24 protein-coding genes are annotated in these 25,562 nt (G+C 44.4%); 8 read left to right on the top strand and 16 right to left on the bottom strand.

Going from position 1 to position 25,562, the window contains the following annotated elements; all coding sequences use genetic code 11:
* Position 1: 1 nt before the first annotated feature.
* The gene (locus GVO62_RS16785; protein ID WP_105931968.1) at positions 2–271 is read right to left on the bottom strand and encodes a PepSY domain-containing protein; all 270 of its coding nucleotides are present in this window, start codon (positions 269–271) and stop codon (positions 2–4) included.
* An 804-nt stretch (positions 272–1,075) separates the two neighbouring features.
* On the opposite strand from GVO62_RS16785, the gene GVO62_RS16780 reads away from it, so the two are divergent.
* Positions 1,076–1,540, top strand: a complete 465-nt coding sequence (locus GVO62_RS16780; protein ID WP_159120229.1) for a pyridoxamine 5'-phosphate oxidase family protein — start codon at positions 1,076–1,078, stop codon at positions 1,538–1,540.
* A gap of 273 nt (positions 1,541–1,813) precedes the next feature.
* On the opposite strand, the gene GVO62_RS16775 is transcribed toward GVO62_RS16780, so the two are convergent.
* Genes GVO62_RS16775 through GVO62_RS16745 form a run of 7 tightly spaced genes read right to left on the bottom strand, consistent with a single transcriptional unit; the run spans position 1,814 to position 8,900 of the window.
* Entirely contained in the window at positions 1,814–2,113 is a 300-nt protein-coding gene (locus tag GVO62_RS16775; protein WP_159120228.1) for a YciI family protein, read from the bottom strand.
* Between the two features lie 4 nt (positions 2,114–2,117).
* Positions 2,118–2,927 (bottom strand): tryptophan synthase subunit alpha, encoded by an 810-nt coding sequence (gene trpA, locus GVO62_RS16770; RefSeq protein WP_159120227.1) that lies wholly within the window; start codon positions 2,925–2,927, stop codon positions 2,118–2,120.
* Positions 2,927–4,108 carry a tryptophan synthase subunit beta gene (trpB, locus tag GVO62_RS16765; RefSeq protein ID WP_159120226.1) on the bottom strand — a complete coding sequence of 394 codons (1,182 nt, stop codon included), beginning with the start codon at positions 4,106–4,108 and terminating at the stop codon, positions 2,927–2,929. Before trpB ends, trpA begins: the two co-directional genes overlap by 1 nt.
* Before the next feature lie 21 nt (positions 4,109–4,129).
* Positions 4,130–5,551, bottom strand: coding sequence for a bifunctional indole-3-glycerol-phosphate synthase TrpC/phosphoribosylanthranilate isomerase TrpF (gene trpCF, locus GVO62_RS16760; RefSeq protein ID WP_159120225.1), 1,422 nt, complete (start codon positions 5,549–5,551; stop codon positions 4,130–4,132).
* On the bottom strand, positions 5,544–6,575 hold the full coding sequence (gene trpD, locus GVO62_RS16755) for an anthranilate phosphoribosyltransferase (RefSeq protein WP_105931974.1): 1,032 nt from the start codon (positions 6,573–6,575) through the stop codon (positions 5,544–5,546). The genes trpCF and trpD overlap by 8 nt, the downstream gene beginning before the upstream one ends.
* A complete protein-coding gene (locus tag GVO62_RS16750) occupies positions 6,568–7,200 on the bottom strand; it encodes an aminodeoxychorismate/anthranilate synthase component II (protein WP_159120224.1) in 633 nt (210 codons plus the stop codon). The genes trpD and GVO62_RS16750 overlap by 8 nt, the downstream gene beginning before the upstream one ends.
* On the bottom strand, positions 7,197–8,900 hold the full coding sequence (locus GVO62_RS16745; protein ID WP_159120223.1) for an anthranilate synthase component 1: 1,704 nt from the start codon (positions 8,898–8,900) through the stop codon (positions 7,197–7,199). The genes GVO62_RS16750 and GVO62_RS16745 overlap by 4 nt, the downstream gene beginning before the upstream one ends.
* A 278-nt stretch (positions 8,901–9,178) precedes the next feature.
* On the opposite strand from GVO62_RS16745, the gene GVO62_RS16740 reads away from it, so the two are divergent.
* The 6 genes from GVO62_RS16740 to dkgB all read left to right on the top strand — a co-directional run bounded on the left by GVO62_RS16740 (position 9,179) and on the right by dkgB (position 14,328).
* Positions 9,179–10,036 (top strand): PHP domain-containing protein, encoded by an 858-nt coding sequence (locus tag GVO62_RS16740; protein ID WP_159120222.1) that lies wholly within the window; start codon positions 9,179–9,181, stop codon positions 10,034–10,036.
* A 156-nt stretch (positions 10,037–10,192) separates the two neighbouring features.
* On the top strand, positions 10,193–10,813 hold the full coding sequence (locus GVO62_RS16735; protein WP_105931976.1) for an L-threonylcarbamoyladenylate synthase: 621 nt from the start codon (positions 10,193–10,195) through the stop codon (positions 10,811–10,813).
* 110 nt (positions 10,814–10,923) lie between these two features.
* The gene (locus GVO62_RS16730; RefSeq protein WP_159120221.1) at positions 10,924–11,784 is read left to right on the top strand and encodes a segregation and condensation protein A; all 861 of its coding nucleotides are present in this window, start codon (positions 10,924–10,926) and stop codon (positions 11,782–11,784) included.
* Positions 11,771–12,364: an SMC-Scp complex subunit ScpB gene (gene scpB, locus GVO62_RS16725; protein WP_159120220.1), complete on the top strand. Its 594-nt coding sequence runs from the start codon at positions 11,771–11,773 to the stop codon at positions 12,362–12,364. Before GVO62_RS16730 ends, scpB begins: the two co-directional genes overlap by 14 nt.
* A gap of 38 nt (positions 12,365–12,402) precedes the next feature.
* Entirely contained in the window at positions 12,403–13,299 is an 897-nt protein-coding gene (rluB, locus tag GVO62_RS16720) for a 23S rRNA pseudouridine(2605) synthase RluB (protein WP_105931979.1), read from the top strand.
* 225 nt (positions 13,300–13,524) lie between these two features.
* A complete protein-coding gene (dkgB, locus tag GVO62_RS16715) occupies positions 13,525–14,328 on the top strand; it encodes a 2,5-didehydrogluconate reductase DkgB (protein ID WP_159120219.1) in 804 nt (267 codons plus the stop codon).
* A 156-nt stretch (positions 14,329–14,484) separates the two neighbouring features.
* Here the strand turns inward: dkgB and GVO62_RS16710 are convergent, their stop codons facing one another.
* Positions 14,485–15,051 (bottom strand): sugar O-acetyltransferase, encoded by a 567-nt coding sequence (locus GVO62_RS16710; protein WP_159120218.1) that lies wholly within the window; start codon positions 15,049–15,051, stop codon positions 14,485–14,487.
* A 39-nt stretch (positions 15,052–15,090) separates the two neighbouring features.
* Positions 15,091–15,762 carry a DUF4097 family beta strand repeat-containing protein gene (locus GVO62_RS16705; RefSeq protein WP_159120217.1) on the bottom strand — a complete coding sequence of 224 codons (672 nt, stop codon included), beginning with the start codon at positions 15,760–15,762 and terminating at the stop codon, positions 15,091–15,093.
* A gap of 1,016 nt (positions 15,763–16,778) precedes the next feature.
* Here GVO62_RS16705 and GVO62_RS16700 point away from each other — a divergent pair.
* The gene (locus tag GVO62_RS16700; RefSeq protein ID WP_159120216.1) at positions 16,779–18,065 is read left to right on the top strand and encodes a DUF445 domain-containing protein; all 1,287 of its coding nucleotides are present in this window, start codon (positions 16,779–16,781) and stop codon (positions 18,063–18,065) included.
* A 95-nt stretch (positions 18,066–18,160) separates the two neighbouring features.
* On the opposite strand, the gene tmpT is transcribed toward GVO62_RS16700, so the two are convergent.
* The 6 genes from tmpT to GVO62_RS16670 all read right to left on the bottom strand — a co-directional run bounded on the left by tmpT (position 18,161) and on the right by GVO62_RS16670 (position 25,491).
* Positions 18,161–18,814 (bottom strand): thiopurine S-methyltransferase, encoded by a 654-nt coding sequence (tmpT, locus tag GVO62_RS16695; protein WP_159120215.1) that lies wholly within the window; start codon positions 18,812–18,814, stop codon positions 18,161–18,163.
* A 100-nt stretch (positions 18,815–18,914) separates the two neighbouring features.
* On the bottom strand, positions 18,915–19,271 hold the full coding sequence (locus tag GVO62_RS16690) for an outer membrane protein assembly factor BamE (RefSeq protein WP_105931985.1): 357 nt from the start codon (positions 19,269–19,271) through the stop codon (positions 18,915–18,917).
* 124 nt (positions 19,272–19,395) lie between these two features.
* Positions 19,396–21,081 (bottom strand): DNA repair protein RecN, encoded by a 1,686-nt coding sequence (gene recN / locus GVO62_RS16685; protein ID WP_159120214.1) that lies wholly within the window; start codon positions 21,079–21,081, stop codon positions 19,396–19,398.
* 304 nt (positions 21,082–21,385) lie between these two features.
* Complete coding sequence (gene dps / locus GVO62_RS16680) at positions 21,386–21,895, bottom strand: DNA starvation/stationary phase protection protein Dps (RefSeq protein WP_105931987.1); 510 nt, start codon at positions 21,893–21,895, stop codon at positions 21,386–21,388.
* A gap of 272 nt (positions 21,896–22,167) precedes the next feature.
* On the bottom strand, positions 22,168–23,043 hold the full coding sequence (gene nadK / locus GVO62_RS16675; RefSeq protein ID WP_105931988.1) for an NAD(+) kinase: 876 nt from the start codon (positions 23,041–23,043) through the stop codon (positions 22,168–22,170).
* A 90-nt stretch (positions 23,044–23,133) separates the two neighbouring features.
* A complete protein-coding gene (locus tag GVO62_RS16670) occupies positions 23,134–25,491 on the bottom strand; it encodes a fatty acid cis/trans isomerase (RefSeq protein ID WP_159120213.1) in 2,358 nt (785 codons plus the stop codon).
* Between the last annotated feature and the right edge of the window lie 71 nt (positions 25,492–25,562).

Here is a 25,562-nt window from a genome sequence, read left to right as displayed (position 1 = left end):
ATTAATCCTTACCTTTACTTTGTTTGACCTTACCTGAGCGTTTGTCGACTTCGACTGATACAACGCGACCAGACTTCTTCAAAACTTTAACCCGGTAGTTCTGCGAGGTTTGTTCAACTTTTAAAACACGACCATCTGCTGCTATACGTGCACGCTCCGCGGCCTCACTTTTAGAGATATCACCGCCTGAACTTTGTAACGCCATAGCGGGGGCAATGCTTGACAGTGCTAACGCTGCACAAAACACCAAAATTCGAAGCGATAATGTCATACACCCTCACAATAATTGTCCTACTCAGGCCAAACTACAGATAAGTATAACTTGGTAAACTGAATCTATTCTGAATTAGGTCAAGTCTACCTTGCCAAGCAAAAACTGTATATAACGCATCAGTTACTTACGCACCAAGAAAAGACGCAAGAAAAAACGGACAGACACTCAAAAAGGTTAGAGGTTAAAAAATTTCATTCGAAAAATTTGGACAGAAATTTGAGCAGTGAAAGTTTAGGACACACACTTGATTGACAATAAAAGTAGGAGCATTTTCAAAATAACCTTTAAAACTGACTTAATAAGAGTGTCTGTCCACGATTTCTCTGTTTACGATTTACCGAGATTTCCATAACAACCCGTCCGATCAATGAAGTAAGTGTCTGTCCATAATTACGCAGACTGTGGCCATGACGACTTCTCCCAAGAACACAGAGTAAATTTTACTCACGTATTGCAAAAAAGTGTCTGTCCATAGTGGTTATCGGAAGACTAATCGCAACTCTATTCCTACAGTAGGTGCATCAAAATTGGACTGGCTCCAGATTGCAGTAGTTTGAGCGGTAATCATTAAATGTGTACAGGCTTAGAAGGAGCGTGTTAATGCGGGGAGGTAACCAGTTTGCCAGTTACGAAAGTTCGAAGCTCTACAAAATAGCGATCGAGGCTTAGAGCATTGGCATGACATGTGCGTGAATCTATTCACCGAGTATTCACAAATGGAATAGAAGTATGCGTTAGGTTGACTCGTACCGAAGTACTTTTCAGGTATCAACCTCTACTTTTATCTTTTAAGGAGAAACAATGTCTAGTGATATCAAGAAAACAATGTGGAAAGCAATGTCAGACAGCCCAAAAGTCATGGTTACTTTGATAGGCGAAGATATGCATGCCGAGCCAATGTATGCACAGCTTGGTAAAGAGGCTGATGGTGAATTTTGGTTTTATACCTCTAGAGACAATCGCATTGCTAAAGGCGGAAAGGCAATGGTGCATTTTGCATCTAAAGGGCATGATGTATTTGCCTGTATTCGTGGAACGCTTACCGTTGAATCGCGTAAAGAGATAATAGACAAATACTGGTCAAATCCCGTTGAAGCGTGGTTCGAGCAAGGTAAAGATGACCCTTCTCTACTGATGCTTCGTTTCGAACTTACAGACGCTGAAGTGTGGGACGCTGATCCGTCGCTCAAAGGTATGTTTAAAATGCTTACCGGAAAAACAGTAAAGCCTGAGGAAATGGGGGCGCACGAGAAAGTAGATTTGTAAAGGTAAGCTTGCTTGCAGCTTGCGTTTGACCTATAGCGATGCTGACTCAATTGAATAGATCACTTAAGTGTCTGTCTATAGTTAACTTATATTCGGCTTAGTAATCAGGCTTGGACCACAAATTTATATTCACGCTTCAAAACAAGTGTCTGTCCAAAACGAGTTCAAAACTAACTTGAATGAACTTTACAAAGAAAAAGCCCCAGAAATTCGGAGTTATCCGATTTTTTGGGGCTTTTGCTATTTATAAAATCAAAAACTCTAGGCCAAAAGCTAAGGCAAAACTTTTTTGTACGGTTTCACTATAACGCTTTCATAAACACCGGCCTCAATATACGGATCGGCGTCTGCCCACGTTTGTGCATCCTCTAACGAGTCAAACTCTGCTACTACAAGTGAGCCTGTAAATCCAGCCGGCCCCGGGTCTGGGCTGTCAACAGCTGGGAAAGGCCCAGCCATAACCAGACGTCCCGCATCTTTCAAAGCATTTAAACGTTCAAGGTGTGCAGGTCGCGCAGCTAAGCGCTTTTCTAAACTCTCCGCCACATCGGTGGCACAAATCATATATAGCATGCGCTTATCCTTTGGCCGTTGCAGCTTTCATGCTTTCAACAAAGCTGCCGAGCTCGCTTAGCATTTTATGACTGTCCGACAAGTTAGCCGCGATAATATTTACTGTTGCCGAGCCAGAAATTGCACCGGCAGCGCCAGCATCAATGGCAGATTTAACCTGCTCTGGTGTAGAAATACCAAACCCTAGCAGTGCCGGAGCAGCTTTGTGCTTATTCAAACGTTCGATAAGTTCAGATGCTGGAATATTTGCTGCGGTCTCTGCACCTGTGACGCCAGCACGACCAAGTAGATAGGTATAACCTTTTGAGTATTCGCCAATCTTTTCCATGGTTTCGTCAGTTGCATTCGGTGGAGCAATTAAAATTTGTGAGATGTTTGTCGCCTCAGCAGCCTTTTGAAACGGTGCAGCTTCGCGGATTGGCACGTCTGCCACTAGTATCGAGTCGACGCCTGCCGCTTGCGCTTTGCTGTAAAAGTTTTCAACACCCTGTGCCATTACCAAGTTGCTGTATAAAAGCAGCCCAATGGGTACTTCTGGGTATTTTGCGCGTACTCGCGAAATTACTTCTAAGCAATCTGCTACGGTAACCTTGCCTTTAAGAGCGCGGATAGCCGAGGCTTGAATAGTCGGACCATCGGCTATCGGGTCTGAATACGGAATACCTAGCTCTAGCGCGTCTGCGCCGCTTTCTACTAGTTGACAAATAATGGCTTCAGATTGCTCTAAGTCCGGGTCGCCAACCATTACAAAGGGTACGAATGCGCCTTGGTTCTTTTCCTCAAGGCCAGCAAACATTTGTGCATATCTATCCATTATAAATCTTCCCCTAAAATGTTGATAACGTGCGCTAAGTCTTTATCACCACGGCCCGACAAGTTAACTACAATAATCGTTTCCTCGTCAGCTTCGTCAGCCATGTTGAGCGCGTGTGCAAGAGCATGTGATGATTCTAATGCTGGAATAATCCCTTCTTTTCGCGCTAGAAGCTGGAATGCATTCAACGCTTCTTCATCGGTTGCAGCCACATATTCAGCGCGTCCAATGTCGTGCAGGTAGGCATGCTGAGGACCAACAGCTGGATAGTCGAGCCCCGCCGATACGGAATAGCTCTCTTCAATTTGACCTTCTTTGTCCTGCATGATGAAGGTATAAGCGCCGTGAAGAATACCTTTTGTACCCGTAACTATGGTGGCACCATGCTCTTTGGTGTGAACGCCTTTTCCGGCAGGCTCAACGCCCACTAATCGAACAGATGGTTCATCGATGAAGTCTGCAAACATACCGATTGCATTTGACCCACCACCAACGCACGCAACTACGGCGTCAGGCAAGCGGCCCTCTTTTTCCATGATTTGTGCGCGCGTTTCTTCACCAATCATACGATGATATTCACGAACAATGGTCGGGAAAGGGTGAGGGCCTGCTGCAGTACCTAAAAGGTAATGTGCAGTATCATAGTTTGCAGACCAGTCACGCATGGCTTCATTTACCGCATCTTTAAGCGTGCCAGACCCGGCATTCACGGGAATAACCTCAGCACCCATTAATTTCATTCGAAAAACATTCGGCGCTTGACGCTCTACGTCTTTCGCACCCATGTAAATGCGCGCTTTAAGACCAAGTAAGGCACACGCTAGTGCAGTTGCAACACCATGTTGGCCAGCACCCGTTTCAGCAATAACTTCTTTTTTACCCATGCGCTTGGTAAGTAGCGCTTGACCCAATACCTGGTTGGTTTTGTGGGCGCCACCGTGAAGTAGATCTTCACGCTTAAGATAAAGTTTCACTTTTGGGTTGCTAACAAGGTTCCGTGTTAACGTCATCGACGTAGGGCGGCCTGCATAATCTTTTAGCAGTGATAAAAACTCTTCGTTAAAACTTGGATCGTCTTTGGCATCTAAGAACGCTTTTTCCAACTGATCCAATGCTGGAATAAGTAATTCGGGCACGTACATGCCACCAAATTCGCCAAATTTTGTGTCTAACTGGTTCATTACGTTGTCCTGTTTTTTAAATTAGTAACGGCGGCAAATAGTAAAAAGTGCGTCGAGCTTGCTTTCACTTTTTGTGCCTGGCGCGGTTTCAACGCCTGAATTTACATCAATGGCGCCACAGCCTGTTGCAATTGCATTCGCCACATTGTCGGCGTTTATACCGCCAGCAAGCACTAACTTATGCTTGGCTTGAATATCATTAATAAGTTGCCAGTTGAAAGATTCACCTGTACCACCTTTCGTGTCGCCTACTTGGCAGTCAAGTAGTACGCGGCTTAGTAGGTCATTCTTTAAGTGTCTGTCCACTGATTTGTCCACTGATTCGGGAAGGGCGTCTGCGGATGTTGCCTGTACGCCTTCTGCTTTCCAAATTTCACAACCTTCAGGTAGTTTATCTGCTAATGCTGCGATGTATGTTTCATCCTCGTTACCATGTAGCTGAACGGCAAAGAGGCCTAGTGAGGCAGCAAGAGACGCCACTTCATCAACATCATGGTTTACAAACACTCCCACAAAAGCACCCTCTACATCTTGCGTGATAGATATCGCCTGTTCCTTTGATACACAACGGGGAGATTTCTCTGCAAATATAAGCCCGCCAAAACTAGCGCCTCTATCGAACGCCATCTGCGCTTGTTCTTTGCTGGTTAATCCGCAGACTTTCACTGCTCCATTAACCAATGTTTTTACAGCGCGTCGAAGGTCAGTCTCTGCCATCAGAGCGCTGCCAACCAAAAAGCCCTGTGATACAGGTGCCAAGCGCAATACGTCTTGATGGGTGTATATACCTGACTCTGAAATAACCACGTAGTCGTGCGTGGATTCCTTTAACATCGGCACAAGGCGCTCAGTAGTAGCTAGATCAGTAGAGAGATCACGAAGATTGCGGTTATTGATACCAATAATATTAGCTTCAAGCGCAATGGCTCGCTCCATCTCTTCTTCGTTGCTCACTTCAGTAAGAATGTCTAATGATAGCGAATTTGCTACGCTAGCCAGCTCGCGATACTCATCGTCGCTCAAAACGCTAAGCATGAGCAGCACAGCGTCAGCGTTATAGTGGCGGGCTAGATACACTTGATAGCTGTCGACAAAAAAATCTTTGTTAAGAACCGGCTGAGAAACGCGCTCTGTCACGTAAGCTAGGTATTCAAACTTCCCTTGAAAGTACTTCTCGTCAGTAAGCACTGATATCCCAGCAGCGTGAGGAGTATAGGCCGATAAAATCTCGTCTAAATCGAAATTTTCTCGAATAAGCCCCTTTGAAGGAGATGCCTTTTTACATTCAAAAATAAAGCCTGCATTTGGCTCGTTTAGCGCAGCAAATAAGCTTTTTTCGGAAGCAGTCAAATTAGCTTTAAAACTATCTAGCGGCAGCGCCTCTTTGCGCGCGGCGACTTCTTCTCGCTTGTCTGCAACAATTTTCTCAAGCACATTAGCCATTCGTGCTTACCTCCTGAGTAATTTTGGCAACCTTTGATAACAACTGCATAGGTAACCCTTCTGCCATGGCGTTCATTGCCATTTCGGCGCCTTCTTTGAACGTGGTAGCTTTGCCCGTCACTTTCAACAGTGCACCACAGTTCATTGCAATAGCCGCGCGGTGCGCCTCTTTGCCTTCACCGTTAAGGGCTGCTTCAACAAACTGTTTATTTTCTTCTGGCTCGCCACCTTCAATTGCCGATAGCGGATAGTGGGGCAAACCAAAATCTTGTGCAGTTACCGACAGCTTACGAATGTCGCCATGTTCCAGATCGTAAATGATTGATTCGCCATGAAGAGCCAACTCATCCAGTCCGTCTCCGTGAACAATCATGGCGCGATGTTGCCCAAGCAGCATCAGTGTTTTTGCATAGGGTTCTAGCAGTTGGGGAGAGTATACGCCGAAAACGCCGTGAGTTGGACCCGCAGGGTTTGCCAATGGGCCTAATATATTGAATAGCGTTCTGGTCTTCATCGCAGCTCGCACGGGGGCTGCGTGGCGCATGCCTGCGTGATATACCGGTGCAAAAAGAAATGTGAAATTTGCTTCATCTAAACATTTACGAGAGGTCTCAGGGCTTATTTCTAGATTTAAACCAAATTGACGAAACAAATCGGCTGAACCAGACTTGCTTGAGACACTTCTATTCCCGTGTTTTGCCACTTTTACGCCGCATGATGCTGCGACTACGCCCGCAGCACTGGAAATGTTGATAGTGTTATGCCCGTCACCACCAGTGCCTACAATATCCGCAAACTCGTAAGACGGCGTAGGGAAAGGCAGGGCATTGGCCACCATAGCGCTCGCTGCGCCGGCTATTTCGCCTGGCGACTCTTTTTTCATTTTCAGCGCGGTAAGCACGGCTGCAATCATTACTTCACTTTGCTCACCGTGCATGATGCTGTTGAATAAGCTGTACGCTTCGGTTTGCGACAGCGATTCTCGCAGCATAATTTGTTCAAGTAGAGGGCCTGCGTTAAGCATGGTTCGCTCCCTGTAGCGTTAAATAATCAATACTTTGTTTCAACAACAAACTGCCGTGTGCTGTTAAAATCGATTCTGGATGAAATTGGAAACCAAGCATGCGGTCTTCATCATTGTAAACTGCCATCACTGCCTCACTTCCATCATCGTTTATTGTTGATGCACAGACGGTAAGCTTCTCAGGCAATTCGTGGGCTACTAATGAATGGTAGCGTGCAACGTGCAGCGGCTGCTGAAGATCTTTAAACATGGCTTCTTCCGAATGCGTAATGGCCGACGACTTTCCGTGCATTACTTGGCTAGCTCGCCCCACTGTACCGCCGTAGTACTCCACAATTGCCTGATGGCCAAGGCAAATACCAATGACAGGAAATACGCCGCTGACCATTTTAAGCAAAGCAGGCATACAGCCAGCATCACTGGGAGCGCCAGGGCCTGGGGAAAGCATCAATAAAACAGGGCCTTTCGTCGCTTGTTCCTGCATTTTATTAAAAAGAAGCTCAGCTGACACAGTATTTCGATAAACTTTTATGTCTAAGTCTAATGTACGCAGTTCATCGACAAGGTTATAGGTAAACGAGTCTACATTATCGAGCAAAAATAAAGTGGTAACTTGGTGGTTCATGCGCTGCCTCCTTTATTTGACGCGGCACTTATGTGTTCTATTTCCTCTTGAAGTGCCGCCTTAACAGCACCTATAACGGCCTGTGCTTTGGCTCGCGTTTCGTCAGCTTCAGCTTGGGGAATGGAATCGTATACCACACCTGCGCCTGCTTGAATGTAAGCTGTGCCGTTTTTAACGAAGGCAGAGCGTATAACGATACAAGTGTCCATGTCGCCTTGGCTATTTAAGTACCCCACTGCACCACCGTAACTACCACGACGCTTTTTCTCTACTTCACGGATCAAGGTGGCTGCGCTGACCTTTGGTGCACCTACCAGAGTACCCATATTCATGCAGGCTTGATACGCGTGCAATGGGTCTAGGTCGTCGCGCAATTGACCTACCACGCGAGACACTAAGTGCATTACGTGTGAGTAGCGATCTACTTTAAGCAAATCTTTAACGAATCGAGTACCCGGACGGCTAACTTTAGCCACGTCATTTCTCGCCAGGTCAACCAGCATGATGTGCTCAGATTTTTCTTTCGTATCTTCGCGAAGGTTTAACTCTATGCGACTGTCCAAATCTCTATCAATGCTGCCGTCTGGACGCTTGCCTCGAGGGCGAGTTCCTGCAATAGGGTAAATTTCTACTTGATTGCTTTCTCTTTCGTATTTAAGCGCCGACTCGGGTGAGGCCCCAAAAATACTAAAAGCGGCATCTTGCATGAAAAACATGTAAGGGCTTGGATTCGATTCTTTAAGTTTGGCGTAAGCGAGCAGTGGCGAAGGACAGGGGAGAGAAAATGTGCGCGAAGGCACAACCTGAAAAATATCGCCAGCAAGAATGTGCTGCTTTAAATCAAGCACGTGGTCACAAAACTGCTCGTCGCTAATGTCTACGCTTGCCTCAAAAGAAGAAAGTGTCTGTCCATTTTGTGTTTGTCCATTTTGTGTTGCTTCTATTAATTCGAGTGTCTGTCCATTTTGCGATTCATTCTGTCTACTTGTTAATAGTGGCTCAGCAGGCATCTCATGAAGCAGTTGATGAATGGCCTCTAACCGCTGCGCAATTGCAAAATATTGCTGAGCTACATCCTCACCGCTAAATACGCTGCCGATAAGGTGGGTTTCGCGGGTTTGATGATCAACGGTAATTAATGTCTCCGCCAAATAGAACACAAAATCAGGGCAGTCATTTTCACCTTCAGCAACATCCGGCAGTTTTTCGAAGCCCGCAAGCATGTCGTAAGCGAATACACCGCCCAGAAAAATAGCATGAGGGTGTTGGCGGATGGGGGTTACTTTATTGAGAACAATACGCAGCGCGTCCATAACGCTCGCGGCTTTCAACCGGCTATCTTCGTCTAATTCGTTATCTGCGTCATCGCAAAGAAGAACGATAGAAGTGTCTGTCCTATCAATGATATTCAGGCCTTCGGGAGCGTGCGTAGCAAACAAAGGTAAAACTGAAGCGCCGTTTCCTGTTAGTGCCTTAACCTCAACTCGGTTGCCTCTGCATTCCATGCGAAGGGCGGCATCAACCATCAATAAACTTTGCAGGTCATCTTTTGAATCGATTTCTGCTGATTCTAAAAGTAGTGCGTTACTTGTATTCCCACAAAGGTGGGCAAACGCGGCGAGTGGATCATCAACATAGTGACCTACCTGCTCTATTGTCTCTACTTTACCTGGGGAAGTCCCCAGTTCCGCTAAACTCATTTTTGCTACTCTCCAATTGCAAAAAGATAAAAAAAAGGCCCGTATAAACGGGCCTTTATGTGTTTTCATTCACGCACTACAGTGCACACCGCCCGTTAAGTTAGGGAGTGCCACCACCAAGCTGCAACTGTCATTGCTGTAGAAATGTTGTAAGAATGCATGAATTACTCGTTGTTTTTTCAAACTTCAATAGGATTTGAAGCTGTTAGTACGTATACTTTGTGCGTATAGAAGAAAACAAATTGCCTTTCGTGTCAACCTAAAATTTGCATATTACTTTGAAAATAGATTTACATAGCCATACAAAATACTCAGACGGCCATCTCACGCCAGAAGAATTAATCCTTCGAGCTCACACCATGCAGGTGGATGTACTTGCGCTTACCGACCACGACACCGTAGCGGGCTTAGACGAGGCTCATGCCACTCAAGCGAAACAAAAGCGGTCTTTGACCATCATTGATGGTGTTGAAATTTCCACCACTTGGCACGGTTTTGATATCCACATTGTAGGCTTGAACGTAGACAGACAATGCCCAACGTTCTTATCTCATCTCAATGGTCAAGCTCAAGTCCGCGAGGCACGCGCTGAAAAAATAGCTGATAAACTCGAGAAGTGTGGGTTTGAAGGCGTTTTAACGCGAGCTAAAGCACTAGCCGGTGTAGGGCAGGTTACTCGCGCTCATTTTGCTCGAGTCTTAGTGAACAATTATGGCGTGCCGACTATGCAGGCTGCCTTTAAAAAGTATTTAGGCAAAGGTAAAAGGGCAGCGGTTAAAGCCGAATGGCCAAGTATAGAAAGTGCAATTGAATGGATCCACGATGCAGGTGGCCAAGCCGTGCTCGCGCACCCCGCGCATTACGATATGACGGCTAAATGGCTAAGGCGATTAGTAGATTTGTTCGCACAATCTGGTGGAGATGCTATTGAGACGGCGTTCCCCGGTATAAACAAAACTAAGCAAGAACTGATCAATGAAATTGCACAAACTCACAATTTGCTAGCTTCAGCGGGCTCCGACTTTCACTTCCCCTCTCGCTGGACTGAGTTAGGTAAAAACCTTGGAATTAGTAGCCAACTAATCCCTATCTGGCACGATTGGCTGCAGATTAAAGAGCTTGAAAGTGCACCGTAAGCAAATCTATAGTTGAAATTCAGTGGCAATAAGGCGTTGATAGAAGCAAAGCGATAACGAGTCGGTCCTCAGCCAATCAATGCCCACATAAATAACCATAAAAAGTGCTAGCAACCAGAACAAGTTGAATAGCGTTTTTTATAAAAGGAAGTAATCATGAGTCAATTTTTTTATGTACACCCAGATAACCCGCAAAAACGCTTGATAAGCCAAGCATGCGAGCTAATTCGCGAGGGTGCGGTTGTGGTCTACCCTACAGACTCAGGCTATGCCATAGGCTGTCAAATGGAAGACAAGAAGGCGTTAGAGCAACTTTGCCGCATTCGTCAAATAGATAAAGACCACAATTTTACTTTGATGTGTCGTGATATGTCAGAGCTATCAATTTATGCCAAGGTTGATAACACTGCCTTTAGGCAGATAAAGAACAATACGCCAGGTCACTATACGTTTGTGCTAAAAGCAACGCGAGAAGTACCGAAGCGCTTACAGAATCCCAAACGCAAAACCATTGGGATCCGCGTGCCGGATAACGCCATTGCGCTAGCATTACTGGAAGAACTTGGCGAGCCGTTGATGTCTACGTCTTTGATTTTGCCAGGCAACACCATGGCTGAATCAGACCCTGACGTGATTCGAGATAATTTAGAAAAGCAAGTTGGGCTTATCATTCACGGCGGTTATATTGGCGAACATCCCACAACTGTGATTGATTTATCGGAAGATACGCCCGTTATTTTACGTCATGGTACTGGCGATCCGTCTCCGTTCGAATAATTGGCGGTTGCTCTGCCAATCAAAGAAAGTTGCCAGGTGGCATGTGACGTTAATGAATGAACGTTAGAACCAATAATATTCGCTGCGGCAGGTAAAACGGTTGTGGGACTGTGTCTGAATTAACTAAAACAAATAACAACAAAGAAACGCCTCATGAAAAGGGGCTTTCGACACCTGTTCAGCAGCCGCTTCCCCTTGCGTTTATTAATGGCGAGGCGCTTATTGAGAAACCGGAAGATCTGTTCATTCCTCCTGATGCCCTTGAAGTTATCCTTGAAACTTTCGAAGGGCCTCTCGACTTACTGTTATATCTGATCCGTAAGCAAAAGTTCGATATCACAACTCTGCCAATTGCTGCTGTTACTAAGCAATATATGGAATATGTAGACGCCATGATGGCGCTAAAGCTAGAGTTGGCAGCAGAGTATCTGCTGATGGCTGCAATTCTGGCTGAAATAAAGTCTCGTCTTTTATTACCGAAGCGCAGTGACGACAGTGAGGAAGAAGACGATCCTAGGGCCGAGTTGATCAGACGTCTAAAAGAATATGAACTGGTGAAACAGGCCGCAGAAGACTTGGATATTCAGCCTCGTCTTGAAAGGGATGTGTTTAAAGCACATGTGGAAGTTAGTGAGAACGTTGCGCCAATTCGTGTTGAGCCTGACGTATCTTTAGCCGAGATAGTGCTGGCATTTAGCAAAGCGATGAAACGGGCGGAAGCGTTTGAACATCACACTATTGAAAGGGAAGCCTTGAGCACGCGAGAGCGCATGTCGCTTATCTTATCGTTGCTTACGTCTGCAGAATATACGCCGCTTGAACGCCTTTTCACTGTTGAAGAAGGAAGGGCCGGTGTAGTGGTTTGCTTCTTAGCAATTTTAGAATTGGTAAAAGAACAGCTAATTTTATGCATTCAGGCAGGTTCTTATGCAAAAATTCATGTAAAATTAGGATCGCATGAAGAAAATTAACACGGCGCAGCTGAAACAATTGGTCGAGGCCGCAATATTTGTGGCCGACACGCCCGTAACGAAGCAGCAGTTGAAAGAAACGGTGCTTAACGAGTTCACCGTGGCTGATAGAACTTTGAGTAAGGTAATTAACGAACTAAAGTTAGATTATCAACCTCGGGGCATTCAGCTAGTAGAAGTAGCGAGTGGCTATCGCTTTCAATCATTAGATGCATTAAGCCCGTGGTTAAGTAAATTATGGCAAGAAAATGCGCCTAAGTACTCAAGAGCAATGCTTGAGACACTTGCGCTCATTGCCTATCGTCAACCTATTACCCGCGGAGAGATTGAGCAGGTAAGAGGTGTAGCGGTAAGCAGTAATATTATAAAGACACTCACAGAACGAGACTGGATTAAGGTAGTTGGTCACAAAGAAGTACCGGGGCGACCCGCACTTTATGCTACCACGAAAGGCTTTTTAGACTACTTTTCAATGGCGTCATTGAGCGATTTGCCCAATGTTCATGCCTTTGAAAATATGGCCGAAAGTATTGCGTCAGACTCGCCGCTTAAGGTGTTAAATGAGGCACCGTCTGAATAGACCGTGCGACCGTAAACAAGCAATTAAGAGTGAAAACCATGACTGAAAAGTTGCAAAAAGTACTGGCTAACCAAGGGCTAGGCTCGCGACGAGAAATGGAACGTTGGATTGAAGAAGGCCGTGTATCGGTCGATGGCACCAAAGCAACCCTTGGCGATCGAGTTGACCACACCGCACAAATTCGCGTAGATGGGCATCTATTGTCTCGCCAAACTGAACAACCGGTATGCCGTGTTCTAATGTATAACAAGCCTGAAGGTGAACTATGCAGCCGTCATGATCCAGAAGGGCGCGACACAGTATTTGACCGACTTCCAGCTATTCGATTGGGCCGTTGGATCACGGTGGGCCGCTTGGATATGAACACTAGCGGCCTTCTGTTATTTACCAATGATGGTGAGTTAGCAAACCGCCTGATGCATCCTAAATGCGAAGTAGAGCGCGAATATGCCGTTCGCGTATTTGGTGAAGTAACGGGTAAAACGCTGCATACTTTGCAAAAAGGCGTTGAGCTTGAGGATGGTGAAGCGAAATTCCTTACCATCTCTGGCGCTCCAACCCCACAACATGCCGAAGATGAAAGCATGAACCGCTGGTATAACGTAACGTTAAAAGAAGGCCGTAACCGTGAAGTACGTAGGTTGTGGGAATCACAAGGTGTTCAGGTTAGCCGACTCATACGTGTTAAGTATGGCCCAATAGAGCTTCAAAAACGTTTGCCTCAAGGTGCGTGGGTTGAGCTTGGGTTAGAAGATGTAAACGCGCTACGTAGCCATGTTCAGCTGCCAGATGAAACGCAAACTATGATCAACGTGAGACAGGGCAAACTTGACCATGCGCGTTTAAGTCGCATGCGCCGCTCGGTTAAAAAGCATAAAGTACGTAAGCAACAAGGCTTAAGTAAACGTGCTGGGCGCCCAGCAAAACGCAAATAGCTAACTACTCGCTTTTACACAGCACTAACAAAGCCGCTAATCATTACTAGCGGCTTTTTTTATGTCTTCCTCTTATTGAGGGTTCAACAAATATTTATCCTTTCTTTTTGAATGCGTCAATTTATACCGTGTTTATACCGATCTTCTTAGTGAAACTTAGCGTAGCAAAATAGGAATATGCTACGTGACGTAGCGAAAATCTAAGACACGGAAAAGGAGATGGTAATGAAAGACATGCCTCAGTTGGGAATGGGAACATTTCGTTTAGAAGGCGAGGAAGCCCGAGAGTCAGTCAGTAAGGCGCTGGATGTTGGCTTTAGACACATAGACACCGCCCAGTTTTACGGAAATGAAGCGGAAGTGGGAGACGCGATCAAGACCAGTGGCTTAGACAGAAGCTCGCTTTTTGTTACAACGAAAGTGTGGCATGAGTCATTGGGAGACGCTCATTTTATTCCAAGCGTGCATGAAAGTTTGGAAAAATTGAAGCTAGAATACGTCGATTTACTGCTTATCCATTGGCCCTATCCTGGAAATGACATAACGTTAGAAAGTTATTTGGGAAGTCTTGCGCAAGCAAAAGCGGACGGCTTGACGCGACACATAGGTGTGTCGAACTTTACCATCGACCTGCTAGACAAAGCAGAGAGTATTTTAGGCGAGGGTGAAGTGTATACCAATCAGATTGAGATCCATCCTTTCATGCAAAATAAAAAAGTAGTGGAAGCCTGTAAAAAGAAAGGAATTCGAGCGACCGCTTATATGCCATTCGCGGTGGGGAAAGTCATGAAGGATGAAACGCTGATGCGAATTGCTCAAAATCACGATGCAACACCTGCACAAGTGGTATTGGCGTGGATGGAAAAACGTCATATTTACGCTATCCCCTCATCAACCAGTAAACAGCACTTGGCGGAAAATTTAGCGTATGGTGGTGTGCATTTGACTGATGAGGAGCTAGCGCTTATCGACGATTTAGACAATGGTGAACGTATCGTTAATCCAGACTTCGCTCCTACGTGGGATTAACCTCATACAGTTTTTATAGCTGTTAAGTTAAATAGTGAAGTAATAGATTAGCTTTTCATGTCGCCGCCTCCAATTATCAACTTTAGGCGGCGGCAAAAAATTGAGTTGAGGAAATGAAGGTAAGTTTCGATCTGCTCGCAATAAAATCCCGCACGTTTAGCTCTTCTCTACTTCTACGTGTTTAAGAATTCTGGCTGGGTTGCCTCCAATAACAACATTATCACCGAAAGATTTTGTTACTACAGAGCCCGAGGCAACAACCACGTTATCCCCTAGGCTCACGCCGGGATTTATAACAGCCATTCCACCAATCCAGCAGTTATCACCAATGGTTATGGGTTTTGCAAACTCAATTCCTGTAGCCCGTCGAACTGGGTCAATTGGATGAGTAGCGGTGTAGAGCCCAACTTGAGGAGCGATCATACAGTTATCGCCAATGGTTACTCTGGCCGCATCTAAAATAACACAGTTAAAATTGGCGTAGAAATTTTCGCCTACATAGATGTTTTCACCGTAATCGCATTTGAACGAAGACTCAATGTAAAGCCTTTTCCCCGTCGAACCGAAAAGGGCTTTTAATAGTCCTGTACGCTTTTTATGGTCACTTTGACAGGTCGCATTGAGCTCGTCTAATTGAATACGGCATTGCTTACGCAATGCCGTTAATGTTTTGTCTGACGGGTAGTATAAATCGCCAGCGAGCATTTTTTCTTGTTCGGTCATAAGGTTTTAAACACAGCGCTACAAAATAATGTCGATACGTTACTGCGCACTACCATAGCTTACAACGACTTTTTGTTTTAACGTTTCGCTTTCAATGTCTAAATTGACAGGGCGTTTTAAAATAATATTGCCTTCAACAGTAACTGAAGCGCTTATAGACAGCGTAGGTTTGTCATCAGATTTGTTTCCCCATGAGCTTTCATTCTCTCTGTAAATAATATCGCCATGTACGTGAGAATTACCAGAAAGCGTAATATCACCGTTTAGTGTTTTGATATGTTTCTCTATTTTGGTATCTGCTGCCGTGATATCACCATTTACTGTTTCAACGCTGCCGCCCACGCTACTTTGAGAAGGCAGCGCTACGTTTCCATTTACAGTCTCTAAGTCTTTAAGCACAGTTAAATGTGAAGATGCATTCACGTCTCCATTGACGATATCAATATTTCGGACAGTCACATGACTACCCATTTCAAGGTTGCCGTTAACAATGTTGACTTCGTCAGCACCCGCATTGTCGCTAATCTCAACATTACCGTTTACCGAAGAAATATCGCCGGCATGCTTTCCTTCTGCAATGTCTATATTGCCTAGAATAGAGCTTAAGTCACTGCCATCCAATGCACCAGCATTCCCCACATGTATAACGCAACCAGAAAGAAGAGATGCAGAAAGCAGAAGCGCTGTTGAGGTTAAAATAGACTTTTTCATATTCTTATATCCTTAACGGTTTTTATATATTTTTGATAGCACGCTTGTTTCGATGTATTAATCAGTAAACTGTCGAGTTTTACTTCAACGTTATTTATCACATTACTCATCACGTTTTTCACGTTACGTGCCATTATTTAAAATATAATTAAAACAAAAGGATAGCGTTTTTGTTCGAAAGGCGGAACTCAACGCGGTGGCGTAATTATTAGCTTAATAGCCTCATCAACTAACGTGTAGTGCATTTGACCATCTGAGATATCGATACACGAAGGTACAGAAGTGCAGAAGTGGACAGACACTAAGCTCGCTAGAGCACAGAAAGGGACATACATTTAATTGAAGCTTTGCATTAAAGAAAGGGACAGACACTTGAGAAAAGTGGTTTGAAGCTAACTTAATAAGGTTTAAGTGGGTGTCCAAAACTTGCACGTAAAACATTTACGAAAGTACAGACGTGGACAGACACTCGAAACTCCGCTTTAAAGTGAGAGGAGGCGTCTGAGAAATGTGATTTTGTGTCAATCCGCTGAGAGATTTAAGTGGGTGTCCAGAGATGACACCAAGAAATGCACTGATACTGATGATGGTTTCGCAATATAAAATAGGGGTGATAGAGTAAGTAAAGGCTGAATATGTGTGCAATTTATTTATTGAACGCTGCCCACCTTCTCATCCGAGAAGCGATCCTAATAACAACTTTGGCAATAGCTGAATTAGAGCTACTTGATGACTCAGTAACAAAAAATCCGTTTTAACGTGATGCCGAGACTCTCCGGTTTGGTGATAAGGCCTATTGTTTGCATACTAAATGATGAGTACGACTTGCCGACTTCTGTATCTTCACAGATAAGAGGTGGTAAGAACGCTATTAATAGTCAGAGAAAAATAGTAAAGCTACATCGCCTGAGCAAGGCGCCTTAGATATTTTCCTTCTGTGGTTAAGAACGTTTTAAAAAAACGACATACATCTAATCGGCCAAGATGACAAACGATTAATCTAAACGGAGCAGTAGATGCAGGACAAATATGCACAATTGAATAAAGCTAAGCGGCTAGCCTTGTACTGTTTAATTTTTGCCGCGTGTGTATTTGTTTCAACAATATTATTTCCTAAGTTTTATACAGAATTGCAAGGTGCCTGGTGGTTGGGGCTTATAAAGATGGCCAGTGAGGCAGCGCTCGTTGGTGGCCTCGCCGATTGGTTTGCTGTGACCGCACTGTTTAAACCAATACCTGCAAAATATCCCATTCCTCACACCAACATAGTCGCTAGCAATAAGTCTGTTATTGCTAATAACTTGTCATTATTCGTAAAAGAAAAGTTCTTTCATCCCGAAGCGATAGAAAAGCTTATTCGCGATAGTGATCCTGCCAAAGGAGCGGGAAGATGGTTGTCCCAAAAGAAAAACTCTGCTCGTTTGAGCCGATTTTTGTGTGATGCTTTGGCTGGCGTGATGCGTGTACTTGATGATAAACCGGTGAAAGCGTTTATCGCTAAAACCGCTCAGAAAGGTATTAATGAACTTGACCTCAGGCAGCTTATGGTAACGTCATTAGGCGCTGTGACGAGAGAGCGGCAGCATCAAGTTGTCCTTGATAGGGTGCTAGGAAAACTAGCCAAACTGCTCGCGGAGCCTGAGACCCAGATTTATATAGCAGATACATTAGTTGTTTGGTTAAAAACCGAATACAGCCGAATTGAAAAGTTGTTGCCGTCTAGCTGGTTGAGTGAACAGGGTGCGTTAATTGCTGTAAAAGCCGTTTCGAGTATTTTAGAAGACATATACGAAGATGAGCACCATCCGATTCGCCATGCCTTTGATGAGCAGGTGCACGAATTTTTATACGAGTTACAGCACAGCCCATTAATGGAGAAAAAGGTAAACAGCTACCGCGAAAAGATTATTAATGATCCAGCACTAAACGCCTATGTTCAGCAGTCGTGGGCCAAGTTCCATCAATGGCTGTTAGCGTCTCTTGAAGAGAAAAATGGTAAAGCAGAGGTAAAGGTCTCTGGCCTCTTAACAGACTTAGGCACTACGTTGACGCAAGACAGTGAATTAGCAAAAGCATTTAACAAGCATATTGGTGAAGCGGCTAAATATATGGCGCCAGAGCTGGCTGAGTTTCTCACACGTCATATTCGTGACACGATAAATAGCTGGGACGAGCGAGAAATGGCGCAGCAGGTGGAGCTGAATATTGGGCGAGACCTCCAAAAAGTGCGAATTAACGGCACGATTGTCGGTGGGCTAATTGGTGCAATACTGTTTGGGATAGAAGCGCTGATTGGCGTATAGCGTTCTTCGCAAATAGACAATGTAGCTTAGTTGAAAACTTGTCGAAACATTGATTATTTGGAGATTAAAACAATATTCGCTGCTGCACGCTCGATTCATTTAACGTGAAGAGCGAATACTAGATTATCAGCTTCAACCTTACCCTTTAAACCCCCTTTTAATACAGAGCGTTCAAGACGGTTGATAGTGTAGTTATCGGAGTAAAGGGACGTAACTGTATCTTCATTTACACTAAAGGGAGGGCCGGCCATTTCATTCTGGTCATACTCGAATGAGATGATTAGCTGCGGTGCGCATTGAGTAATGGCCATTAAATGCGCAGCATATTGCTCGCGAAGCGGGCTAGGTAGTGCTACCAATGCTGCTCTATCGTAAACACCCGTTACCTCACCTAAGTCGGTTGGCGTTAGCTTAAAGATATCACCGACGTATATGGTCAAACTATCTTTAGCATAAATTTTACCGTTTGCTGTCGTGGTAACGGTAGGCTTCACATCTAGCTCTTCAAACAACTGAATGACTGCTAATTCGCTAAGCTCAGCACCTACTACATCACATCCTTGAGAAAGCAACCAGCCTATGTCTCTTGTCTTCCCGCATAGTGGTACAAATATACGTTTTAAAGAAGCTTTAGAGGTTTCGTCACCGAGTAGAAAAGACGCGTACTTTACAAGAAGTGCATTGCCTTTTGGTTCATGAAATCCAATTTCGTTCTTTTGCCATTTACTATGCCAAAAACTATGCTCCATTAGAAAACCTCTTAGCAAGACGCAGAGCGAGCTCCACAAACAGTTTTATTTTCAAAGTAAGATAAAAAAGCAGCGCGAGATGGCTGCTTTTAAAGTGATATTAATTATCAAGCGGTGTGTTGAAGTCTTCAGATAATTCGAAGTCACCTTCAACAGTTGTCACTTTGTCATCGACAAAGTTTATGACCATTTGCTTTTGAAAATCTTCTCCGCGTTTTTTCATACCGCGCTTCATATCATATACATAGTACCAAGTATCATCGTCGAACGAGTCTTGGACAACCGGATTTCCTAGTACATAGATAACTTGCTCTTTTGTCATTCCAACGCGTAGCTTTTCAACGTCTCTCTGGTCTAGAAAGTTTCCTTGAGGAACGTCGATTCGATAGATCCAGTTCGAGCAAGCCGTTGATGTTAATGTGATACCAAGAATTACTAATAGATGGTGCAACTTCATTCGTTAATTTGTCCAGTATTGCCTTTGTTAGTGCCATCGAAGCTCGCTAATGCGAATTTCGCGGCTGTTTTATTGCAAGCGCGAAGGCATGCTACATTGACAACTATGACCAATCAACTGCATTTTAGTTCGATGCAGCGCTTTTAAGCAGCTCTTTTGCATTCGCTAACGCTGATTTTGTAACTTTATCGCCGGCTAGCAGTCTCGCAAGTTCGTCAATTCTATCTTGCTTGGTAAGCGGCAGCATTTGGGTTTCTGTGCTCTCACCATCGGTAATCTTGGTTACAAAAAGTTGATTGTGTGCCTGGGCGGCAACCTGAGGCAAATGCGTTACACACATTACTTGTGATTGGCTGCCTAGCTTACGAAGCAAGCCGCCAACAATAGAGGCTGTAGGGCCGCTAATGCCTGTGTCCACTTCGTCAAAAATCATTGTTGGTGTGGCGTGATGGTCGCTTGCAATCACTTGAATCGCTAGCCCAATGCGAGAAAGTTCACCGCCTGACACGACTTTGTCCAGTTTATCTGCGTCTTGACCCGGGTTAGTCGAGACCTTAAATTCCACTGAGTCCAGCCCCGTACTTACAGGTTTTTTAAGTTCATCATACTGTATTTGAATGTCTACTTTTGCGTGAGGCATATTCATCTGACGAATTTGCGTTTCAATATCTTTACTTAGCTTTTGCGCCGCCCGCTGCCTACTTTCCGAAAGGCTTTGTGTTGCAACTAAATAAGCTGTTCTCGCCTCGGCAACTTCACTTTCTAATGTGCCTAAAAGCGTCTCTTGATCCGACAATGATGCGAACTCAGCAGCCAATTCTTGATGGTGCTGATAAAGGGCCTCGGGCATGACTGAATGTTTACGCGCCAAATCCATTGCCTTAGCATAACGAGCTTCAACCTGTTGAAGGCGTAAAGGATCGATTTCTAATTGGTCACAATAGCTGCGCAACTCGCTTGCCGCTTCTTCTACTTGAATGGCGGCATCGTTTAATAGTGCAATCATTGGGGTAAGACTAGCGTCGTGAGCTTCTAACTCACCCAATCGCTCTATGCTGCTTTGTATGACAGAAAGCGCGTTGCCCTCATCGTTTTCATACAAGTTATACACACTTGTTTGCGCTTGCTCTAACAAGCTTTGTCCGTTACTTAAACGTTTGTGCTCCGTTTCCAGCTCTTCAAATTCGCCATCCTCAATAGCGAACTCGTCGAGTTCCTGTACTTGATACGTAAGAAGCTGAAGACGGTCTTCTCGTTGCTGAGCTTGTTCTTGAAGTATTTTGAGTGTGCGCTGCTTGTCTCTCCATTGGGAGTAAGCGTCTTTTACCTTTTCTAAAACATCATTGTGTTTTGCATACCCATCGACGAGGTCGCGTTGGTGGTCTTCTTTAAGCAGTTGAAGGTGGGTGTTTTGCCCGTGAATGGCAAGTAAAAACTGCCCCAGTCCCTTTAACTGCTGCAATGAAGCAGGCACACCATTGATGAATGCTTTTGAGCGACCTTCTTTTGAAATAACGCGGCGAATGAAGCAGCTGTTTTCATCTTCATCAGATGTCAGCTCATGTTCGTCAAGAAACGCTTTGGCCAATTCATTTTTACTTAGTGAAAAGTGAGCAATAATTTCAGCTTTAGCACTGCCTTTGCGAACGGCATTTGCATCTGCACGTTCTCCCAAACAAAGGCTCAAAGCGTCTATAGCAATAGATTTACCAGCACCGGTTTCACCCGTAATCGCAGTAAGCCCGTTTTCGAGCTGAACGGACAACTGTTTGACAACTGCAAAATTAGAAATAGAAAGATGCGCTAACATAACCACACTCGGAAAAAGTTGAACATGATGATATATACAGTAACTGATAATATATACAGTATTTAACTGTGTAAAGTGAAGTCGTATAAAAATTGATAAAAAATAGAGTGTAGAGGGGTAAGTTTTTGAATTTATGAGGCTTATAAATATTTTAGTTAAGGTTGGTTACGAGTAACAGCTATATCAGAATACGAGGTTACTTTTTTTATACAGTAAAAAGGAGAGCAAAAGCTCCCCTTTATAAAAATCTATCTAAGTTTGTAATGTACTGCTTTTAAACTAGCAGTGCACCCAAGGCTAGAGATTACTGTTGCAGTTCACCGCTGCCAGATTCGATATGGGCGCGAACGAACCATTGGAACTGTTCTAAATCAGCTAATTGACCTGTAATCATGTCTTCTGAAACAGGGTCAATGTCACCCAAAATCTCTAGTGCTTTTCTGTGATCGCCATTCACGCCATCATAAACAGCATCTAACGCCTTGAGGTGGTCAAGCACCAAGCCTTTACCTAATTGATAGTCTTCCCAGCTGCGACCTTCTACAATCGCTTTTGGTGTACCCTTAGGTACTCCGCCCAACGTGGCAATGCGCTCTGCGATGGTGTCGGTCATACCACGAACCGCATCAACCTGCGGGTCCAACATTTCGTGCACACCGATAAAATTCGGTCCCACAACATTCCAGTGAACGTGTTTAAGCGTAAGCTGTAAATCTAATAGCGCGACTAATCGTTGATCCAATACCTTGATAGTTTTGGCAGCGGCATCGTTATCCATTCCTGGGGCTGTAAATTTGATATTGGTATTACTCATGATATCTCCTATTGCTGAATAAAATATCAGCGAATTGTTAACAAGAACTTATGAGACTTAAGGAAGTCTAGCTTCGCCTTGTAAATCATTTCGCTGAGAGCTTGACTAAGAAGGTGCAACAGGTATGCCGTATACGAGGATGTTTATAAGTAACGGATTTCTATAATCATTTTTAGTAATATTAAAAAATCTTTATTTTTCAAGCCTGTAGCTTTGGGAAAATGCTACAGGCTCATGTAATAAATGCACGATTGAGGTTGTTACGCGGGAATCTAATAAAGCTTGCTGCCCCAACCTAGTTTTTTGCGAAGTACATTGAAATAGCTATAGCCTTTGGGATGGACTAAATGAAGTTTATCGGTACTTTTGTTTATTCGAATTTCGTCGCCCGGCAGAACCGGAAGCACAATATGGCTGTCGCAGCTAACTTGAAGAGAATGACTATTTACTTTTGATACTTTCATCGATACTTGGCTGTCGGCGTCAACAACGATAGGGCGACTGCTAAGGGTGTGAGGGAACATGGGCACTAGTGTAAGGGCGTCTAGTTTAGGCATGATGATAGGGCCACCAGCAGAGAGTGAATACGCTGTCGAACCTGTTGGTGTGGCAACAATAAGCCCGTCACTGCGTTGGCTAAACACGAACTGCTCATCTATATAGATTTCGAACTCCATCATATGGGCAACTTTTCCGTGATGCAGCACCACTTCATTCATTGCAGAGTTATTACTTTTGAGTTTTTCATGCCTGTAAACACCCACTTCAAGCAGAAACCGTTCTTCAACTACGCATTCCCCAGTAAAAATGAGATCGAGTTGTTGAGTAATTTCATCGGGGTGAATATCTGTTAAAAAGCCTAAATTTCCGCGATTGACGCCCACCACGTGAATGTCGAAGCGCGCCAGTACACGAGCGGCGCCGAGCATACTACCGTCACCACCAACAACAACCGCTAAATCTGCGTTTTTACCGATGGCAACAAGATTACAGCTTTCAAAATTTTCAGTTTCGAGCTCTTCAGCAATGGTTTCTTCAACAAGCAGTTTGCATCCTTTGGCCAGCAAATAGTCCGCAAGAATGTTTAAGCTGTCATGAGTTGCAGCGTGCTGAGGCTTTCCGATTAACGCAACGGTTTGATAGGGCATGGAATGCTAATGTCCTTTCATTTCCAATGGTTGGACATTAGCACAGGTATTTCGTAAAAGAAAAGCGTAAAGCGATTCAGAGCATGAGGTTTATCTATCCTCTAACCTGTTGTAGTCTAAAAGCCCCCCTTCAATAGGGTATTGCTCTTCTGACCACCTTAGAAGGTTATCGCTAAACGTCCAAAACTGTGGATTAGTGCGGCGCATTCCCACTTTATCAAGCAATGCTTTGTAATCCTTCTCGTTTTTAATTGATTTTAACTGTTCAATTGAACCTATAACCTCCGAAGTTTTGATCAACCAAAATGCGTCGGGGTAACTCCCTAATAATCCGTGTACGAGGGTGATAGTATCTTTAGAAGGCTCGCGATTTTCCTCTTCTTCGAAAAGGCTGTTCACGTTGTAATGAGCACTGTTTCTAAGCGCCGTGAAAACGTCAATTTTCTCCGGTTCTTCATCGTCTTTTATCACAATTATGGTGGTCTCTGGCATTAAGGTAGCTTGCTGTGCGGGAAGAAAGTCAAGACTCGCTAGCGCTGAAACCTGTTTCTCTGACAATATATTTTTATCGTAGGTCGTGCCTGATGGCAGAACATTGGATAAATGCGTGGAAAGCATTTGGTAGAGCTCTTGTTGAGGGTTTTCTGTTTCAAATACAATGCCCGAGGGTTGTTCAAAGCTGTTTATATCTCCCTCTAGGTAGTCGGTTAACTCAGGACTTGCATTTTGATACCACTCCTTAAGTAGCGTATGGCGCGTTTCTGGAGGCAGTAAATTAAGGAAATTTGACTCACCCTCCATCCGCAAAAAGTCCATATACAAACGCGTCATCAATTGATGGCCGTAATTACCGTAAACATCAAAACCTGCAACGAGTAAATAGTGAATTCGCTCTAACAAAGCGTAATCGATAACCCATGCGGTTTTAGTAGGCTCACCTGTCATACCCTTTACCACAGTCGCGTTATCGAAATGACGGAACACCGTTAGGCTTGCGTTAGTGTTGTCGCCATCGCCATCCCATATGCTGGAAATATTTAAGTGTTCACCGTTTTTAAATTCTTCATTCATAAACGCGGTGCGAGCGCGCATATACTTGCCTTGACGTTTAGCATACTTGACCCAGTTAACAGCTAAGGCAGAGCTGTCTTTTTCAGCAGGGAGGTGAAGGTTTTCTTTTTGCGAAGTGTAAAACGCGTTCATTTCTTCAGAGGCAGCTATTTCTGGGTCGACGAAGAGCACCCAAAATCTGTCGTTAATCACATTGAGTGCGACCTGACCGCGGCAAACAGGGCCTTTGATATAGCCCATAATTGTGTTCTGCGCCCGCTCAAGCATAAAGCGATAGCGACTTTTCACAGGAAGCAGAGAAAACGCGGTAAGGGGGTTAGCGGCGACTTCTGATTCGTAAGAGGGGAGCGTTTCAACTTTATAATCGGCGTCGACAAACCAGGCTTGCCATTTATTGGTTAGCGTTTCATTGATGGCATACGCTTGATGAGTTTTGCTTACGATAGTGGAAAATACAGGCTGTAGTCGGTAGTAAACGCGATCGACCTTTGGGTCGTCAAAAGGTCTGCGCGTAGCAATAATATCAAGGGGCTCGCCAGAGGGAGTACGTGAGCGTACTAGGTTAAAAAACTGAGGTTGCTCTTTTTCAGCTGTGACATTTTCAAAATATAGATGAGACGTAAATAAATGCTCATAGATATAGCGGGCAGACAACCGCATTTTGTTGCTATCGCCATTTAACCATTTTTCTAATGCCACTATTTTAGCGTTTAGTTCTTCTGATATAACTTTACTTGAGGAAAGCGGAGCACCGTGATGTAGCCACTGCATGAGGGTATTATGCTCAGCATCTGATAATCCAGGCAGGGCATAGGGCATCCCTCCTAGAGGCTGCTCAGCAATATATTCACCCATTTCGTCAATAGTAGGGCATTGGTTTTCACGGCTTAGACTAATGTCAAAGCCAGAACCTAAATGAGATGTATCAGGAAGTGGATGTTGCTTTTTTAGCAAAAGCATTTGCGCTAGAACTGATGATTGTGTTTTAGGTTCACCTGCTTCCTTATTTGCAGGCAAGACATTAAAGAAGCCTCGCTCACGCCACGCCTGTGTGCTGTGTGCGTCTAGAAACATGCGGTTGGGTTGAGCGGCCGTTATTCGGGTTCCTTCGTAAACTTTTTCTTTACTAGCTCCCCTAGCAACGCCCTCCGAGGACGATATTTTCAACTGACAAGGCGCGTCGTAACACGCGTGGCAAACCACACAGCGCTGCGTAAGCACGGGGTTAACTTGCTCATCAAAAAAATTGTCAGGCAACTGTTTTGCAAAGGAAACATTCTCCGTTTCAGCTAATAAGGGAGCCTCGGGTTTCGGCCATTGCCACAACGCTGTACAGAGAGCGATTGCAAGCAATGCAATTACACCGAACTTTTTCATAATTTTTATCCAAAGTAGAAGTGGTGACAGTTTACCATTCAATTTTAGGAAAAGGAGGTTCACATTATCTT

It is taken from the genome of Alteromonas sp. KUL150 (assembly GCF_009811475.1).
Taxonomy (GTDB): Bacteria; Pseudomonadota; Gammaproteobacteria; order Enterobacterales; family Alteromonadaceae; genus Alteromonas; species Alteromonas gracilis.
The sequence above is the reverse complement of the archived record's forward strand: the minus strand, read 5'-3'. Positions and strand labels throughout refer to the sequence as shown.

Excerpts from the sequence above, each read along its gene's own strand:
- GVO62_RS16785 (WP_105931968.1), bottom strand. The coding sequence starts at position 271 with ATGACATTATCGCTTCGAATTTTGGTGTTTTGTGCAGCGTTAGCACTG.
- GVO62_RS16780 (WP_159120229.1), top strand. The coding sequence starts at position 1,076 with ATGTCTAGTGATATCAAGAAAACAATGTGGAAAGCAATGTCAGACAGC.
- GVO62_RS16775 (WP_159120228.1), bottom strand. The coding sequence starts at position 2,113 with ATGCTATATATGATTTGTGCCACCGATGTGGCGGAGAGTTTAGAAAAG.
- trpA (WP_159120227.1), bottom strand. The coding sequence starts at position 2,927 with ATGGATAGATATGCACAAATGTTTGCTGGCCTTGAGGAAAAGAACCAA.
- trpB (WP_159120226.1), bottom strand. The coding sequence starts at position 4,108 with ATGAACCAGTTAGACACAAAATTTGGCGAATTTGGTGGCATGTACGTG.
- trpCF (WP_159120225.1), bottom strand. The coding sequence starts at position 5,551 with ATGGCTAATGTGCTTGAGAAAATTGTTGCAGACAAGCGAGAAGAAGTC.
- trpD (WP_105931974.1), bottom strand. The coding sequence starts at position 6,575 with ATGCTTAACGCAGGCCCTCTACTTGAACAAATTATGCTGCGAGAATCG.
- GVO62_RS16750 (WP_159120224.1), bottom strand. The coding sequence starts at position 7,200 with ATGAACCACCAAGTTACCACTTTATTTTTGCTCGATAATGTAGACTCG.
- GVO62_RS16745 (WP_159120223.1), bottom strand. The coding sequence starts at position 8,900 with ATGAGTTTAGCGGAACTGGGGACTTCCCCAGGTAAAGTAGAGACAATA.
- GVO62_RS16735 (WP_105931976.1), top strand. The coding sequence starts at position 10,193 with ATGAGTCAATTTTTTTATGTACACCCAGATAACCCGCAAAAACGCTTG.
- scpB (WP_159120220.1), top strand. The coding sequence starts at position 11,771 with ATGAAGAAAATTAACACGGCGCAGCTGAAACAATTGGTCGAGGCCGCA.
- rluB (WP_105931979.1), top strand. The coding sequence starts at position 12,403 with ATGACTGAAAAGTTGCAAAAAGTACTGGCTAACCAAGGGCTAGGCTCG.
- dkgB (WP_159120219.1), top strand. The coding sequence starts at position 13,525 with ATGAAAGACATGCCTCAGTTGGGAATGGGAACATTTCGTTTAGAAGGC.
- GVO62_RS16710 (WP_159120218.1), bottom strand. The coding sequence starts at position 15,051 with ATGACCGAACAAGAAAAAATGCTCGCTGGCGATTTATACTACCCGTCA.
- GVO62_RS16705 (WP_159120217.1), bottom strand. The coding sequence starts at position 15,762 with ATGAAAAAGTCTATTTTAACCTCAACAGCGCTTCTGCTTTCTGCATCT.
- GVO62_RS16700 (WP_159120216.1), top strand. The coding sequence starts at position 16,779 with ATGCAGGACAAATATGCACAATTGAATAAAGCTAAGCGGCTAGCCTTG.
- tmpT (WP_159120215.1), bottom strand. The coding sequence starts at position 18,814 with ATGGAGCATAGTTTTTGGCATAGTAAATGGCAAAAGAACGAAATTGGA.
- GVO62_RS16690 (WP_105931985.1), bottom strand. The coding sequence starts at position 19,271 with ATGAAGTTGCACCATCTATTAGTAATTCTTGGTATCACATTAACATCA.
- recN (WP_159120214.1), bottom strand. The coding sequence starts at position 21,081 with ATGTTAGCGCATCTTTCTATTTCTAATTTTGCAGTTGTCAAACAGTTG.
- dps (WP_105931987.1), bottom strand. The coding sequence starts at position 21,895 with ATGAGTAATACCAATATCAAATTTACAGCCCCAGGAATGGATAACGAT.
- nadK (WP_105931988.1), bottom strand. The coding sequence starts at position 23,043 with ATGCCCTATCAAACCGTTGCGTTAATCGGAAAGCCTCAGCACGCTGCA.
- GVO62_RS16670 (WP_159120213.1), bottom strand. The coding sequence starts at position 25,491 with ATGAAAAAGTTCGGTGTAATTGCATTGCTTGCAATCGCTCTCTGTACA.